This window comes from Streptomyces corchorusii (genome assembly GCF_001514055.1).
GTDB lineage: Bacteria > Actinomycetota > Actinomycetes > Streptomycetales > Streptomycetaceae > Streptomyces > Streptomyces olivaceoviridis.
Genome location: NZ_KQ948353.1, coordinates 13692 through 28876, shown reverse-complemented (window position 1 = coordinate 28876; position 15185 = coordinate 13692). Strand labels below are relative to the sequence as shown.

General features: G+C 72.8%; 14 protein-coding genes. 12 read left to right on the top strand and 2 right to left on the bottom strand.

The window, feature by feature from the left end; genetic code table 11:
* Nucleotides 1-11 precede the first annotated feature (11 nt).
* From AQJ11_RS07365 to AQJ11_RS07345, 5 genes are all read left to right on the top strand, one after another.
* On the top strand, nucleotides 12-815 hold the full coding sequence (locus tag AQJ11_RS07365; protein ID WP_059262309.1) for a DNA alkylation repair protein: 804 nt from the start codon (nucleotides 12-14) through the stop codon (nucleotides 813-815).
* Complete coding sequence (locus AQJ11_RS07360) at nucleotides 812-2899, top strand: molybdopterin-containing oxidoreductase family protein (protein ID WP_059262308.1); 2088 nt, start codon at nucleotides 812-814, stop codon at nucleotides 2897-2899. The genes AQJ11_RS07365 and AQJ11_RS07360 overlap by 4 nt, the downstream gene beginning before the upstream one ends.
* A 258-nt stretch (nucleotides 2900-3157) precedes the next feature.
* Entirely contained in the window at nucleotides 3158-3931 is a 774-nt protein-coding gene (locus AQJ11_RS07355; protein ID WP_244218145.1) for a class I SAM-dependent methyltransferase, read from the top strand.
* 64 nt (nucleotides 3932-3995) lie between these two features.
* On the top strand, nucleotides 3996-4733 hold the full coding sequence (locus AQJ11_RS07350; RefSeq protein WP_058083450.1) for a hypothetical protein: 738 nt from the start codon (nucleotides 3996-3998) through the stop codon (nucleotides 4731-4733).
* Complete coding sequence (locus AQJ11_RS07345) at nucleotides 4730-6247, top strand: MFS transporter (RefSeq protein WP_244218144.1); 1518 nt, start codon at nucleotides 4730-4732, stop codon at nucleotides 6245-6247. The genes AQJ11_RS07350 and AQJ11_RS07345 overlap by 4 nt, the downstream gene beginning before the upstream one ends.
* Nucleotides 6248-6415: 168 nt before the next feature.
* On the opposite strand, the gene AQJ11_RS07340 is transcribed toward AQJ11_RS07345, so the two are convergent.
* Nucleotides 6416-7111: a DNA alkylation repair protein gene (locus tag AQJ11_RS07340; RefSeq protein WP_014677054.1), complete on the bottom strand. Its 696-nt coding sequence runs from the start codon at nucleotides 7109-7111 to the stop codon at nucleotides 6416-6418.
* A 229-nt stretch (nucleotides 7112-7340) separates the two neighbouring features.
* On the opposite strand from AQJ11_RS07340, the gene AQJ11_RS07335 reads away from it, so the two are divergent.
* Nucleotides 7341-8627 carry an FAD-dependent oxidoreductase gene (locus tag AQJ11_RS07335; protein WP_244218143.1) on the top strand — a complete coding sequence of 429 codons (1287 nt, stop codon included), beginning with the start codon at nucleotides 7341-7343 and terminating at the stop codon, nucleotides 8625-8627.
* Between the two features lie 19 nt (nucleotides 8628-8646).
* On the opposite strand, the gene AQJ11_RS07330 is transcribed toward AQJ11_RS07335, so the two are convergent.
* Nucleotides 8647-9489, bottom strand: coding sequence for an AraC family transcriptional regulator (locus tag AQJ11_RS07330; RefSeq protein WP_014677056.1), 843 nt, complete (start codon nucleotides 9487-9489; stop codon nucleotides 8647-8649).
* 217 nt (nucleotides 9490-9706) lie between these two features.
* On the opposite strand from AQJ11_RS07330, the gene AQJ11_RS07325 reads away from it, so the two are divergent.
* The 6 genes from AQJ11_RS07325 (at nucleotide 9707) to AQJ11_RS07300 (ending at nucleotide 15162) form a co-directional block, all read left to right on the top strand.
* Complete coding sequence (locus AQJ11_RS07325) at nucleotides 9707-10318, top strand: AraC family transcriptional regulator (protein ID WP_014677057.1); 612 nt, start codon at nucleotides 9707-9709, stop codon at nucleotides 10316-10318.
* A 198-nt stretch (nucleotides 10319-10516) separates the two neighbouring features.
* Nucleotides 10517-11710: a BtrH N-terminal domain-containing protein gene (locus AQJ11_RS07320; RefSeq protein ID WP_059262304.1), complete on the top strand. Its 1194-nt coding sequence runs from the start codon at nucleotides 10517-10519 to the stop codon at nucleotides 11708-11710.
* Nucleotides 11711-11763: 53 nt separating this feature from the next.
* Complete coding sequence (locus AQJ11_RS07315) at nucleotides 11764-12780, top strand: methyltransferase (RefSeq protein ID WP_244218142.1); 1017 nt, start codon at nucleotides 11764-11766, stop codon at nucleotides 12778-12780.
* 83 nt (nucleotides 12781-12863) lie between these two features.
* Complete coding sequence (locus tag AQJ11_RS07310) at nucleotides 12864-13388, top strand: hypothetical protein (RefSeq protein ID WP_244218141.1); 525 nt, start codon at nucleotides 12864-12866, stop codon at nucleotides 13386-13388.
* A gap of 74 nt (nucleotides 13389-13462) precedes the next feature.
* Nucleotides 13463-14095 (top strand): class I SAM-dependent methyltransferase, encoded by a 633-nt coding sequence (locus AQJ11_RS07305; RefSeq protein WP_014677061.1) that lies wholly within the window; start codon nucleotides 13463-13465, stop codon nucleotides 14093-14095.
* Nucleotides 14092-15162: an acetylserotonin O-methyltransferase gene (locus tag AQJ11_RS07300; protein WP_244218140.1), complete on the top strand. Its 1071-nt coding sequence runs from the start codon at nucleotides 14092-14094 to the stop codon at nucleotides 15160-15162. The genes AQJ11_RS07305 and AQJ11_RS07300 overlap by 4 nt, the downstream gene beginning before the upstream one ends.
* Nucleotides 15163-15185 lie beyond the last annotated feature (23 nt).

The window sequence follows — 15185 nt, the reverse complement described above, 5'->3', positions numbered from 1 at the left end:
GGGAAACGCGCATGCATGCCCCGCCCCCCGCCGCCCTGGCCGCCGAACTGCGGGCACGCCTGGAGGACAACGCCGTCCCCGGCCGGGCGGCCGGAGAGAAGCGGTACCTCCGCAGCGACCTGCACCACATCGGCGTACCCCTGCCGGCGATGCGGGGCGTGGTCCGCTCCTTCACCCGGCGGAGCGGGCAGGGGCTCGGGCACGCCGAGCTCGTCGACCTGGTCACCGACCTGTGGGCACAGCCCGTCCACGAGCACCGCTCGACCGCCCTGCTGCTCCTGGACGCCTACGCCCCCCTGCTGCGCCCCGACGACACCGCGCTCCTGGAGGACCTGCTGCGCACCTGCGCCACCTGGGCGCACACCGACCTGCTCGCCCCCTTCGCAGCAGGGCGGCTCCTGCTGCGCCACCCCCGGGAGACCACCCCCGCGGTGCTCCGGTGGACCGCCGACGAAGCACAGTGGGTCCGGCGCGGCGGCATCCTCTGTTTCCTCCCCGCCCTGCGCGGCGAGGACACCTTCACCCGCTGGTTCCCCGCCTTCACCACCGCCGTCGATCCCCTCCTCGACGACGACAGGTTCTTCGTCCGCAAGGCGATCGGCTGGACCCTGCGCGAAGGCACCAAACACCACGCCGCGGCGGTCACCGGCTGGCTCACCCCGCGGCTGTCCCGGGCCGCCTCGCTCACGGTGCGCGAGGCCCTCAAGCGGCTGCCCGACGACGCACGCGCCCCTCTGCTCGCCGCGCACGCCGCCGCGCACCCGCGGCGCGGCCGGCGCCACGCGCCCACCCGACGCCCGGAGGCACCCCAGTGACCGAACCCGAAGTGACGACCCTGGTCGAGGACGGCGTCCACCGCACCGTCTGCCGGATGTGCCACGGCGGCTGCGGCGCCCTGGTGGACGTACGGGGCGGACGCCTCACCCGCGTCGAGGGCGACCCGGACAACCCCAACAACCGCGGATTCCTGTGCGCCAAGGGCCGCGCGTCCCTCGACCAGCTGTACGGCACCGACCGGCTGACCCGGCCGCTGCTGCGCACCGGTCCGCGCGGCAGCGGGAGCTTCCGGCCCATCGGCTGGGAGGAGGCCCTCGACCGCGTCGCCGACGCGCTCGACCGCACCCGGACACGACACGGCCCCGAGTCGCTGGTCGTCGCCCAGGGCACGGACCGCAACTACCAGGAGTGGCTGTTCCGGTTCGCCAACAGCTACGGCACGCCCAACGTCCTCGGACCGGCCCACGTCTGCTTCTACCCACGGGTGATGGCGGGCATCCTCACCATGGGCGCCTTCACCTTCTGCGACTACGAGGGCTCGCCCGACGTCGTCCTGCTGTGGGGGTGCAACAAGTCCATGACCCACGGCGACGGCGTGATCGGCACCCGGCTCCTGGACGCCGTGCGCCGCGGCACCCGCATGATCGTCGTCGACCCCCGGCGCACCGCCCTCGCCAACCGGGCCCAGCACCACCTTCCGGTACGTCCGGGAGGCGACGCCGCACTCGCCCTCGCCATGATCCACACGGTCATCGAGGCGGACGCCTACGACCACGACTTCGTCCGGGACCACACCGTCGGGTTCGAGGACCTGGCCGACCACGTCGCCGCCTACGCCCCCGAGAAGACCGAGCACCTCACCGGAGTCCGCGCCGCCGAAGTGCGCGAGGCCGCCCTCGCCTACGCCTCGGCACCCGCCGCCGCCGTCGAACTGGGCACCGGCGCCCAGCAGAACCGCAATTCCTTCCACGTCTGCCGGGCCCTCGCCATCCTCTCCGCGATCTGCGGGAACATCGACCGGCGGGGCGGCGACGTGATCTTCGAGCCCCCCGGCATCATCGGCCGCCGCACCCTGCCCCTCACCGAGGCACTGCCGGCAGAGCAGCACCCCCAACGGCTCGGTGCCGACCGCCACCGCATCCTGTCGATGGCCGGCTGGGCACACCCCCGCGCCGTCTGGGACGCGATCCTCGACCACCGCCCCTACCCGGTCACGACCATGCTCGTGCACGGCAGTAACCTGCTGGTCAACTACGCGGACTCCGACCGCGTCCACGCCGCGCTCGACAGCCTCGGCTTCCTCGCCGTGGCCGACCTGTACCTGACCCCCACCGCGGCCATGGCCGACATCGTGCTGCCGGTCGGCGGCTGGCTGGAGAGGGACCAGATCGTCGAACACGCCCACTACGTCGCGGCGCGCCGCAGGTTCGCGCAGGTCGGCGAGTGCCGCTCCGACGAGGAGATCCTGAGCGGGCTCGCGACGCGTCTCGGGCTCGGCGACAACTTCTGGGACACCACCGCGGACTCCCTCGACGCCCGGCTGGCCCCCATCGGCATGGACTTCAAAGCCCTGACCGACCAGCACTACCGCGCCACACCGCTGACGTACGAGAAGTACCGCACCCAGGGCTTCGCCACCCGCAGTGGCCGCTTCAACATCCGCTGCGACGCGCTCCGCGCCTTCGGCTACGCACCGCTGCCCGTGCACCGCCCCGCCGCCGAACGCCCCGAAGACGGCCCGTACCTGCTCACCTCCGCCCACTCGCCGTTCTTCTTCAACTCCGAGTTCCGCAGCCTCGGGCCGCTGCGGGCCAAGGAACCCGACCCCGTCGTCGAACTCCACCCCGAGGCCGCGGCCCGCGAAGGGGTCCAGGACGGCGCCTGGGTGCTCGTCTGCGCCCGCGGTCGCACGGTCCGGATGCGCGCACGCGTCACCGACACCATCGCCCCCGACGTCGTCGTGGCCGCGGCCACCTGGTGGTACCCCGAGCGCGGCGCGGACGGCGGCTGGCGCGAGAGCAACCTCAACCGGCTCACCGGCGACGACGACGAGAACGAGGAGATGGGCTCGTCCAACTTCCGGGGGATCCGGTGCGCGGTCCGCCCGGAGCCCGACGCCTGAGGCGACGAGCGCGCCCCTCCCGGCCCACCCTGCGGAGTCTTCCGCTCCACCCCGCGTCCGTGACGATTCGCCATCCCGGTCAACTCCCGGCGGACCCCCGGAGAAGTAAGTGACCTTCGCGGACGCCTTGGCGCCGGGCACGGGCCGACGCCCCCGGCCGCTGGAAGACTCCGCCGCACGGACGGCCGCGGTGCCGTCACCGTCACGCGGACGAGAGGGGACACGGTGGAGGCAGCCCCGCGCGACAACAACGGTTCAATGGCGCTCGATCCGGCCTGGGAACACGAGCGCCTGCGTCTGGAGATGCTGGCGGCCATGACCGACCCGGCGACCATCGAGATCCTGGACGCCTGCGTGCCCGACCACCCCCGCGAGATCGTGGAGATCGGAGCCGGCGCGGGCACCGTGGCCCGCCACCTGGCCCGCCGCCACCCCGGCGCCCGGGTCTGGGCGACCGACATCGACCTGCGCCACCTGGACGGCGGCGGTCTGCCCAACCTGGTCCCGCTGCGGCACGACGCGGCCGTCGACCCGGCCCCCGTGCGGGGCGTCGACCTCATCCACTGCCGCTCCGTACTGATCTTCCTCGACGATCCCCAGGCGGTCCTGGGACGCCTCGCCGGCTGGCTCGCGCCCGGCGGCTGCATCGTCGTCGAGGAACTCGCCGGATTCCCCCCGTACGACCCCACCACGGTGGTCGGCGGCGCCCTGGACGCCGTGTCCCAGGTGCTGAGCCGGGATGCCGGCGCGGACCCGCAGTGGGTGCGCGACCTGATGGTCGACCCGCCCCAGCCGCTGGTCCGTCACGGACTGACCGACTGCGGCGCCCAGATGCGGGTCTACCCCTTCCGCCCGGGCAGCGCGGCGTCGGAGTTCTCACGGCTGACACTGGAGCAACTGAGGCCCCGGCTGCTCGGCCGCGGACACCTCACCGCCGCCCAGTTCGAGGCCGCCGTGTCCCGGCTCCGCGACGACGACCTCGCCGAGCCGTCCAGCTCCGTGCTCAGCGTCTGGGGACACCGCCCCCGCTGAGGCCGCCACCCGGGCGACCGCCCGGCATCCGATCACCGAGGAACGAAGCGAAGGGTGGACGATCATGCCTGCTCACCACCGCGCCCCCGGCCACCAGGACCGGTCCCACGAGCAGAAGATGCTCACCACATACCTTCTCAAGCCCGGACGGCACGAGGCAGCCCTGGGGGTCCTGGCCCGCCACTGGCCGCTCCTGCGCCGCCAGGGCCTGGTCACCGGCGAACCCTCCTGGATCGCCCACGGCCAGGGCGGCGACGGCCCCTTCATCGTGGAACTCGTCACCTGGGGCGTGCCGGGCGCCGTCGACCGCGCGTACCTCGACCCGGAGATCAACTCCCTGTGGCAGGAGATGTTCGCCCTCACCGAAGCCCGCGGCGCCCGCCCGCCCGTCGACTGGCCGGCCGTCACCCGGCTCACCGGGGGCGCCGCCCACGACACCCCCGCCGACGCACCCCTGCACACGCTGACGACCTACCAGGTGCGCGAAGGCCGTACCGAGCGGCTGGCCGAACTGCTGCCGAGCTACTGGGACGCCCTCGCCCGGGCCGGACTGCTCGCCCCCGGCGCGCCCGCGCTGTACGCCGGCGAGAACCTGCACGGCCCCTTCCTGACCGAACACCTCGCGTGGAGCGACCCGCACGGACCGGCGAAGGCATCCGGCGAACCGGCGGCGGGCGCCCTGTACGCCCGGGCCGCGGAGCTGGCCGAGGAACGGGGGGACCGGCCGGGCGTCGAGCGGTGCCCGGTGAAGCCGCTGCACTTCGGCTTCATGACAGAAACAGTGACTGGAGAAGACACGTGACCTCACCATCGGACCCCAGGCCCACGGGTACCAACCCGTGGGCGGCGCTGGGGATGCTCTGCCTCGGCGTCTTCATGACCCTGCTCGACGTCACGATCGTCAGCTCGGCCACGCCCAGTCTCATCGAGACGTTCGACGCCTCGATCGACCAGGCGGTCTGGGTCTTCAGCGCGTACATCATGGCCTTCGCCACCACCCTGATCCTCGCCGGGCGACTCGGCGACCTGCACGGCCCGCGGCGGATGTACCTGATCGGCCTCACCGTCTTCGTCACCGCGTCGGTCCTGTGCGGCGCCGCCCAGGCGCCCTGGCAGCTGATCCCGTTACGGGTGCTCCAGGGCGTCGGCGGAGCGCTCCTCGTCCCCCAGCTCATGCCCATGATCACCACGCTGTTCCCGCCGCAGAAGTGGGGAGCCGCCTTCGGGTTCACCGGCGCGCTGTCGGGACTGGCCGTGCTGGCCGGCCCGCTCGTCGGCGGATTCCTGGTCACCGGCGCCTCCTGGCGCTGGATCTTCTACGTCAACCTGCCCATCGGCCTGCTCACCTTCTTCCTGGTGCTGCGCTTCCTGCCCGACCCGAGGCCGGGACTGCGCCAACCGCTGGGCATCGGCTCCGTCCTGCTGCTCCTGTCCGGCGTCGGCGCCGTGGTCTTCGGCCTCGTCGAGGGTGAGCGGCTGCACTGGTCGGCGACGGTCTGGGCGATCATCGTGGTGGGCCTGGTGCTGCTCGCCGCCTTCTTCGCCGACCAGCGCAGGCGGCAGTCCGGTGTTCCGCTGGTGCCGTTCGTCCTGTTCCGTGCCCGCAGCTTCACCCTGATGAACCTGATCGCCGTCACCGTCGGCTTCGGTGTCGTCGGCGCGTTCCTGCCGCTGACGCTGTACTTGCAGAGCGTGCAGGGCCTGTCCGCGGCCAGGGCCGGACTGGTGATCGCCGTGATGCCGCTGGCGTCGGTCGCCACCGCCGTCATCAGCGGCCGGGTCATCGAGACGGCCGGTCCCAAACGCGTCCTGCTCGGCGGCCTGGTGTGCTTCTCCGCGGGCCTCGGACTCATCGCCTCGCAGGCCACCGCCCACGCCTCGGTCTGGCAGCTGGTGGGGCCGCTGGTGCTCGCCGGCGTCGGCACCGGCTTCACGTTCGCGCCGATGTTCAGCGTCGGCATGCGCGAGGTGCCGCCCCAGCTCAGCGGCGTCGCCTCCGGAACCGTCAACACCGTCCAGGAGCTCGGGGGCCTGCTCGCCAGCGCCGCCATCGGCGTGGTGCTGCAAGTCCGGCTCGGCGAGGGCCGGAACATCGCCACCGGCCGTCCCGTGGAAGCCGCGGGCCGGCCGACACAGGCGGCCCTGGACGCCTTCCACGAGACCCTGGCCGGCGCTATCCGCGTCAGCATGCTCATCCAGATGGCGGTCCTCGCGGCGGGCGCGTTGTGCGCGCTCGCCATCAAACCGGCCCCGCCCGCGGCGGAGCCGGCCGGACAGCCGTCCTCCGGCGAGCCACGGACGGCGGACGTCGACTGACCCGGCACCGGTCCGCTGCGACGTTCCCCTGCGCCGGCCCCCCCGATGGCCGGCGCAGGGGAACGTTCCGGGCCGCGCCGAGGGCTGTCCCGGCCCCGTCGCCCGTTCCCGGCCTCTCGCCTGTTCCCGGCCCTGTCGTCCGTTCTGGCTCTATCGCCCGTTCCCGCCCTACCGCGCCTTGACGAACCGTGCCCGCTCGGCCGGCGCCAGCCGCTCCGTCGCATAGCGCACGGTGATGCGCGGCAGCTCGTCGAGGTGCCGGTCGAGGAAGGCCACCATGAGCGGCTCGTCCCGGCGGCCGATCTCCCGCAGCATCCAGCCGAGCGCCTTGTGGATCAGGGGTTCCGGGTCCTCGCGCAACGTCAGCACCAGGTGGAACGTCGGTTCGAAACGCCCCTCGCGGATCAGCGCCAGCGTGGCCAGCACCGCGATCCGCCGGTCCCACAGCCAGGAGGACGCGGCGAGTTCGTCCAGGACCCGCAGGTCCCCCTCCAGCAGCCACGGCCCGAGCACGACGTGCGCGGAGCCGTCGACCAGGTCCCAGTTGTCCACGCACTCGGTACGCGCCAGATAGAAGTCGACCAGCGCCTTGCGGTCCGCGCCGCGCGCCGTGCGCACCTGCTCGGCCAGGACCAGCAGCCCGGCGAAGCGCTCCTCGTGGACACGGCTGCGCAGCAGCACGTCCACGTCGTCGAGGGACAGGCCGCGGTACGCGCGCGCCAGCTTGCGCAGCACCGGAACGCGCACGCCGAGCAGTTCGTCGTCCTCCGCGCGGCTGAGCACCCGCTCCTGCTGCGCCCGCACGGCCGGCTCCGCGAGATCCCGCAACTCGGCCCGTAATTCCTTGAGCGAAACGATCGTCATGACGGCGGACGCTAGCGCAGGACGCCCGCACGTGCCGCCCAGGCCCCCGCGAAGGAGCGGCTGGTCAACTTCGCCGCGGCCGGAACACCCGTAGTTGACCGTCACGCAGATCCTCGCCGCCCCGGCTTCCGCCCACGCGCCGCACGGACACATCGTGTGCGAGACCGTACGAACCATTTCGCAGATCGGACCGGCCACGCCGGGAGCCCACGAGCCGAAGGAGAACCCGATGCCGCGGAAGGCGTTCAAGGTACTGGTGATCGGCGCGGGTCTCGCCGGACTGACCCTCGCGCAAGGGCTGCGCGGACAGGGCGTCGACGTGGAGGTGTTCGAACGCGACGTCACCCCCGTCGACCGCTCGCAGGGCTTCCGCATCCACGTCAACCCGTTCGGGACCCGCGCGCTGCGCGCCTGCCTGAGCGACGAGTTGTTCGAGTTGTTCCTGGAGACGAGCGGCAGCGGCGGCAGGGGCCTGTGCTTCACCGACCACCGCCTGAGCCCCTTGCTCAGCCTGGAGGGGCCCAGCGACCAGGACCCGCTGCGCAACCACCGGTCCGTGTGCCGGGTGACGCTCCGTCACCTCCTGCTGCGCGGCCTGGAGGACGCGGTCAGCTTCGGCCGCCGGTACGAGCGTTACGAGGAGCGCGGCGACGGCCGCGTCATCGCCTGCTTCGCGGACGGGTCCACGGCCGAAGGCGACGTCCTGGTCGGCGCCGACGGCTGCCGGTCACGGGTGCGCACCCAGCGGCTGCCCCAGATGCGCGTGTCGGACACCGGGGCGATGGGCGTGGCCGGGAAGCTGCCCCTCGACGACCGGCTCCGCGGCTGGATCCACCCGCCGCTGCTGGCGTCCGCGCACATCGTGATGGGCCCCCACGGCTCCCGGATGTTCGCCGCCACGCACGAGTACCGCACCAGGCCGAGCAAGGCGCTCGGCCTGCCCGCCGCCGGAGGCGACCTGCTCTTCGACACCGACACCGACTACCTGATGTGGGCGATCACGGCCACACCGGAGCGCCTGGGCCTGCCGGCGCGGACCTCGCTCGGTCCCGAGCGACTTGCCCCGGCAGTGCGGCGCCTGGTCGACGACTGGCACCCGCTGCTGCGCCGGATGGTCGCCGACGCCGACCCGGACACCCTCACCGCACTGTCGGTGCGGACCGCCGAGTCCGTGCCCGCCTGGCAGCCGTCCCGGATCACCCTCCTCGGCGACGCCGCGCATTGCGCGACCCCGCTCGGCGGGATGGGCGGCAACATGGCCCTGCGCGACGCCGAACTGCTCACCCGGCACCTGGCCGCCGCCGCCCGCGACGACGAGCGGCTCGAACAGGCCGTGGGCCGGTACGAGTCGGCGATGCGCGCCTACGCCGCGGACACGGTCCTGAAGTCGAAGAAGAACCTGGAGCGTTCCCTCGCCGAGAACGCCGTCAGCCGGGCGCTGACCCGCGCCACCTTCCGCATGATCGACCACATGCCCCCCGTGAAGCGCCGTATGGCCGCCGAAGCGGGCGGCTGACCGGGCCGTGCGCCACCCCTCAGGCCCGCGCCGGCGCCGCCGGCGCGGGCCCCAGCGGTAGGCTCACCCACGCCAGCGTCCTGACCTCCGGCCGGCACCACGGAATCCGCTCGTACTCCACCAGATACGGCATCGGCGGCCGGTCGCCGTCGTACAGCCCCAGCATCACCGCGCTGACCGCCAGATGCATGAACGTGTAGGGGATCAGCTGCACGGGACCCGTGTGCGTGATCTGCAACCGCCGTTGCGCGGGAACCACCTGGAGCCCGATGCCGTCCGACGGTACGAAGCCCAGCGGCACCACCGTGCCCACGTCGAAGCGGATCGACGCGTCCTGGTAGAGCTCCGGATCGTCGTGGGTGATCTCCACCGGCTGCTGGGCATCCGGCTCGTACCCGTGGACCTCCAGCCAGTCCCGCAGCTGCCGCCAGCGGCCGGCCAGTGACGCATGACTGCCGAAGTGCCGCAGGAAGGCCACCACGCGACTGCCGCTGTCCACCTCGACCAGGCCGGAGCAGCCCGGTCCGGACGTCGGCCAGGGCGCGCTCGGCTCCCGGCGCCGCAGTTCGGCCGGCGTGCTCCCGAAGGCCTCACGGACCGCCCGCGTGAACGGCGCGTGCGCCGAATAGCCGCACCGGGCGGCCACCTCGTGCACCGGCCAGCTCGTGAACACCAGCCGGTAGGCCGCCAGTTCGAGGCGGTACCGGCGCACATACCGCTGCACCGACTCGCCGGTGGTGTCCCGGAAGATCTTCCGGAAATAGTGCGGAGCCGTGTGCACCTGTTTCGCGATGACATCAATGTCCACGTTGGACGAGGCGTCGCGCAGCCTGGCGACGATATGCGGAATGGCGGACAGCACTCTGCTGTCATGAAGCGCCACTGTCGTCACACGCATACCGCCACGACCCGTGCCCACGCCAGGCAGATATTCCGGCACTCGGAGCCCCCGTATCCGGAATGAGCGGCGCCACCCCGAAGAGAGGGCGGCCCGCGCAGTCACTTGAGGGCGGATCCTGCCACATGACGGAATGGCGTCAAAGTCGTTCCAAGGCCAAGTGCGGGAATACAGTCAGGCAGTGCACGGATACCGCTCCGGTATCCCGGACGACCTCGCGAAGGCAGGGGACATGGCCGGAAGACACGTCACCGAGACAGGAGCGACGCCCGCACGGGACACCGTGCTGACGTCCGGACAGCGCCTCTTCACGTTTGTCGAGTTCGGCCCGCTGCCGGTCATCTCCCTCCGTCACTCGGGCACCTTCCGTACACTCGCGCGGACTTGGCGCAATCTCATCGACTACACGGACTCCTGCGGCCTGACCCAGGGCATACAACTCGTCGGAGTCGTCTACGACGATCCCGCGTACGTCCCGGCCGAATCCCTCCGCTACGACGCCTGCGTCGCCGTTCCCGAAGCCGGACTGCGCCGGCTCCCGCTGCCGGCCGACAGCGGACTCCCCGTCCGTTACGAGACCCTCGGCCCCGTATGGTGCTGGCGCACCACCCACCGCGGTCGCTTCGGCACCCTGTCCGAGACCTATCGGCGTGCCCTGGACACCACCGCTTTCCAGCAACAGGGCGTCGTCGCCCCCTGCCTGAACCCGCCGTTCTACGAGATCTACCGCTCCGGCCTCGGCGCCGCCCAGGACGACGACGCCCGCATCGACATCCATCTCCCCGTCGGCTGACAGGACCGGCAACCGCCTCACCCGCAACCCGGCCGTATGAGCAAGCGGGTCAACTCCCGGACACCGCCGCGCGGTTCCAGGTGACCCTCACGCAGAACCGGACCGCCGTCCCTGGGCGACCGCCACCACCGCTGGAAAACTCTCGGATCCGTGACGCGGCCCACCAGCGGCCGTACCGATCAGGGGAGAGGAGCCGGCATGGCGACGGCCCCGGCCACCGGCGGCAAGGAACGACAGGCCCCGCCGGGCAGGAAGCTCAGGCCGCCGCTCTTCGGCGGCGCCCACTGCGAAACCTCCGCGTTCCGCAAGGCCCTGCACGCCCACGGCCTCGACATCAGCGAGGAGATGCTGCTCGGCCTCGGTGGCGGCATCGGATTCATGTACGTCCCCAAAGCCCCCGGCATGCCACCGTTCCTCGCCACCCGCAACGACCCCTTCCCGCTCTTCACCCGCCGCATGGCCGCCGGCGTCGGCCTGGAACTCGACATCGCCACCACCACCGACCCGCGCGCGGCCGGTGACCAACTCGCGGCGGAACTGGACGCGCACGGCCTCGCGGTCGTCTACGCCGACATGCACTACCTGTCGTACCTCAGCGCCGAACACCACTTCGGCGGCCACTGCCTCGTGGTCCTCGGCGCCGACGAGGAGAGCGGCTGGCTCCGGATCTCCGACCGCCCCGCCCGTCCCCGCACACTCGCCCCGGAGGAACTGGCCGCCGCCCGCGCCTCCCGGCACCAGCCCTTCCCGCCCCGGCACGCCCTGCTGCGCGCCTCGTGGGACCGGGCCGTCCCGCCGACCGAGGACCGGATCCGCTCCGCACTGACCGCCGCCGCCCGCGCCGGCCTGGAGCCGGCCAACGCCGCCCTCGGCCTCCAGGGCCTGCACATGCTCGCCGAACGCCTCGTCGCCACCGTCCGCGACTCGGCCACGCCCGAGGCCGTCACCGACACACTCGTCCAGGCCTTCATCGACCTACACCTCGCCGGAACCGGAGGCGACGGGTTCCGGAGCATGTTCCACGCGTTCCTCGACGAGGCCGCCGCGCTCCTCGACGATCCGCGGATCACCGACGCGATCCCCCTCGCCGCGGCCGACGCCGCCGCCTGGCAGCACCTGGTCGCGACCCTGCTGCCCGCGGGCACGGCACTCGGCGATCTCGCCGACGCGCACCGCGCACGCGAGGAACACATCCTCGCCGGCACCCCCGAGCGCCACGTGGAGGCGTCGGCCGTCGCCGCGCGCCTGCCCGCCCTGCGCGAGGAGGCCGTCGCCGCCGTCCCGGAGCTGCGCCAGGACCTGGCGACCGCCCTGCACGACGCCGTGCACGACATCATCGGCCACGAGACACGGCTGCTGCACCTGCTGGCACCCGCGGGCGGCGGGCAGTGAACCGCGGCGCGCGGACCACGCACGACAACATCACCGTGAGCAAAGGAGCACACGTGAGCGCGAGTTCCACCACCACGACAGACGTCGCACGACAACTCGGCGTCCTCACGGACCTGGTGACGCCCTGGGCCATGCGGGTGGCGGCCACCCTCCGGCTCGCCGACCACATCGGCGACGCCACCGTGCCCGTCGAGGACCTCGCCCGGCGCACCGACGCCGCCCCCGACACCGTGGGCCGCCTCCTCGAACACCTCGCGGCCCACGGCGTGTTCGAACAGGACGGCCCCGGCCGGTACCGCAACACCGAACTCTCCCGACGGCTGCGCCGCGACCACCCCATGACCGTCCACCCCTGGCTCGACGTCGAGGGCGGCATGGGCCAGTACGACATCGGTCTCAGCGCGCTCCTGACCGCGGTCCGCACCGGACAGGACGCCTACACACCCACCTTCGGCCGGTCCTTCTTCGAACACCTCAACAGCGACGCCCGCCGCGGCGCCGCCTACGACGAACTGATGGCGACGCTCACCGCCTGGACCCTGCCGGAGATCCTCCAGGCCTACGACTGGACGACGGCCGGCCACGTCGCCGACATCGCCGGCGGCAGCGGCGCGCTCCTGACCGGCCTCCTGCAAGCGCACCCGCACCTGCGGGGAACCCTCGTCGACGACGCCCGCGCCGTGAGCACGGCCACCGAGCGGTTCACCAAGGCGGGCGTCGCCGACCGGGCCACGGCCGTCGCCGGATCCATGTTCGAACCGCTGCCGCGCGGTGCCGACCTCTACCTCGTCAAGTCGACCGTGATGGGCTGGGGAGACGAAGGTGCCGCCGACATCCTGCGCCGCTGCGCCGAGGCCGCCCGCCCGGCCGGCCGCGTCGTCGTCGCCGAATTCCTGCGCGGAGCCCCGCGACTGGTGCCTTCCCTCGACCTGTACATGGCCCTGCTGGGCGGGAAGGAGCGCACGGAGGACGAGTTCCGCGCGCTGGGCCGCACGGCCGGGCTCACCCTGCGGGCCGTCCACCCCACGCCGTCCGGATACTGCCTGCTGGAGTTCACAGCCGACGCATAGGGTCGTGCCCACAACTGCCCGCAGCGACACCGACGGGACCTCCAGTGCAGAACGCGACACTCCTTCGTTCCCACGACCGGCCCATGGAGCCAGGTGCCTCCAACGTCCCGCACTGGACGGTGGTACGCGCCCAGCCCCTGCTCGTGCTCAGCCTCAGAAACCCGGGGGGAGCGGACACGTGGAGGGACACGTGGCGCCGGCTGACCGCTCTGGTCTTCTCCTGCGGCCTCGCGACCAGGGAGACCAAAGCGATCGAGGTCCACTACGACGCGGGCACGTCGCGCCGCTTCGACGCCTGCCTGTCCATCCCGTCGTCCAGGCTCGCGGCAGAGGTGACCGCCGACGACCTCGCGCAGGTGCCCGGGGCCAGGATGGAAACCGTCATGGGCCACGGACCGTTCCTGCACCACAGGCCCACCGCCGGGCACGACGGGCGGCCCGCACCGGCGGCATCCCTGCCCCCGGCCGCCGTCCCGCACCCCGCCTCGCTCGTCCCCGCCTGGCCCCGCTACCACGTCTACGCGTGCAGCCCGGCCCTGGCCGGGGAGACACCCGTGATCACCGACACCTACATCACCCTGACCGCGTCCGCACCCGCCCGGCCCTGACGCGCACGGTTCCGAGTGCGGTGGGACGGGGCCGACGAACCGTTCCCGTACCCGACCCCGGACGGAGCGCCACCATGACGACGCCCACCACCGCACTCGACTGGAACCGCAGCTACCGCAACGGCGACCACCACACCTACTGGGAACTCAGCCACCCCTCCGCCGAACTCGTCGGATTCCTGGCGGCCCGCGGGCCGGGCGCCGGACGCACCGCCCTCGACATCGGCTGCGGAACCGGCTGGGACGCCATCGCCCTGGCCGGCGCCGGATACCGGGTCACCGGCATCGACCTCAGCGAGGAGGCCCTCGCCCTGGCCAGGGCCCGCGCCGCGGAGGAAGCCCCCGAGGGCGCCCCGCCCGCCTTCCGGCAGGCCGACGCGCGCGACCTGCCGTTCCCCGACGGGACCTTCGACGTCGTCGTGGACCGCGGCTGCTTCCACCACCTCGGCGGGGAGGACCGCGCGTTGTACGCCGCTGAAACCGCCCGTGTCCTGCGTCCGGGCGGCTGCCTCTACCTCAGGGGCAGCCGCGTGGACAGCTTCCCGTTCAAGCCGCTCACCGCGCAGGGTCTGGCCGACGAGTTCGTCCGCTTCGGCTTCGCGGTCGGCCCCCTGCTGCCGTTCCACCTCCAGACGGACGCGATGAGCCTGCCCGCGTACGCCTGCGTACTGACCCGGACCACCACCAGCGACGGAGCGAACGCATGAGCACGACGACCTCGGCGCGCACGACGCGGACACCGGTTCCTCCCGCCGCCCCGGGCGACCCCGCGGTGGCACGCCTCGCGGCACTCACCGACCTGGTCACGCCGTACGCGATCCGCGCCGCGGCCACCCTCGGGGTGGCCGACCTCATCGCGGAGGGCGTCACCACGGCCGACGCCCTGGCCGAACGCACCCGGAGCGACGCCGACGCCCTGCGCAGGCTCCTGGACCACCTGGCGGCCAGCGGTCTCCTCGAAGAGCCTGAGCCGGGCCGCTACGCCCTCACCGACCTCGGGTCCGTCCTGAGGGACGACCATCCCGCGCGCACCCGTGCATGGCTGGACCTCGACGGCGGCATGGGCCGCTCCGACCTGGCGCTCAGCGGCCTGCTCACCACGGTCCGCACCGGCGAACCGGCCTACCCGGAGCGGTTCGGCGCGTCCTTCTGGGAAGACCTCGCCGCCGATCCCGCACGAGCCGCGTCCTTCGACGCCCTCATGGAGACGCACCTGGCGAACGTGGAGGCGGCGGCGGACGCCTACGACTGGAGCGGCGTCGGCCATGTGGTCGACGTGGGCGGCGGAACGGGGAAGCTGCTCACCCGCATCCTCGACGCGCACCGCGATCTGCGCGGCACCCTGGTGGAACTCCCCGGCACCGCCGAGAACGCCCGCCGCCGGCTGGCCGACGCCGGCCTCACCGACCGCTGCGCCGTGGTCCCCGGCACGTTCTTCGACCCCCTGCCCCCCGGCGCCGACGCCTACGTCCTCTCCTTCGTCCTGCACGACTGGAACGACCGCCGGGCCGCGCGGATCCTCGACCGCTGTGCCACGGCCGCCGCGCCGCACGGCCACGTCGTGGTGATCGAACGGCTGAAGGAGGACGGCGTGAAACAGCCGTGGGCGACCGCGATGGACCTGCGCATGCTGCTGACCGCGGGCGGCCGGGAACGCACCCTCGACGATTTCCGCGCCCTCGCGGCCACGGCCGGCCTCACCCTGCGCACCGCCGTACAGACCCCCACGGGCGCCTCGGTGCTGACCTTCACAACGGATCACCGAGGGAGCTGACGGCGGTGCGTGCCGAAGGCCGA

Excerpts from the sequence above, each read along its gene's own strand:
- AQJ11_RS07350 (WP_058083450.1), top strand. The coding sequence starts at position 3,996 with ATGCCTGCTCACCACCGCGCCCCCGGCCACCAGGACCGGTCCCACGAG.
- AQJ11_RS07310 (WP_244218141.1), top strand. The coding sequence starts at position 12,864 with ATGGAGCCAGGTGCCTCCAACGTCCCGCACTGGACGGTGGTACGCGCC.
- AQJ11_RS07355 (WP_244218145.1), top strand. The coding sequence starts at position 3,158 with ATGGCGCTCGATCCGGCCTGGGAACACGAGCGCCTGCGTCTGGAGATG.
- AQJ11_RS07305 (WP_014677061.1), top strand. The coding sequence starts at position 13,463 with ATGACGACGCCCACCACCGCACTCGACTGGAACCGCAGCTACCGCAAC.
- AQJ11_RS07320 (WP_059262304.1), top strand. The coding sequence starts at position 10,517 with ATGGCGACGGCCCCGGCCACCGGCGGCAAGGAACGACAGGCCCCGCCG.
- AQJ11_RS07335 (WP_244218143.1), top strand. The coding sequence starts at position 7,341 with ATGCCGCGGAAGGCGTTCAAGGTACTGGTGATCGGCGCGGGTCTCGCC.
- AQJ11_RS07365 (WP_059262309.1), top strand. The coding sequence starts at position 12 with ATGCATGCCCCGCCCCCCGCCGCCCTGGCCGCCGAACTGCGGGCACGC.
- AQJ11_RS07340 (WP_014677054.1), bottom strand. The coding sequence starts at position 7,111 with ATGACGATCGTTTCGCTCAAGGAATTACGGGCCGAGTTGCGGGATCTC.
- AQJ11_RS07300 (WP_244218140.1), top strand. The coding sequence starts at position 14,092 with ATGAGCACGACGACCTCGGCGCGCACGACGCGGACACCGGTTCCTCCC.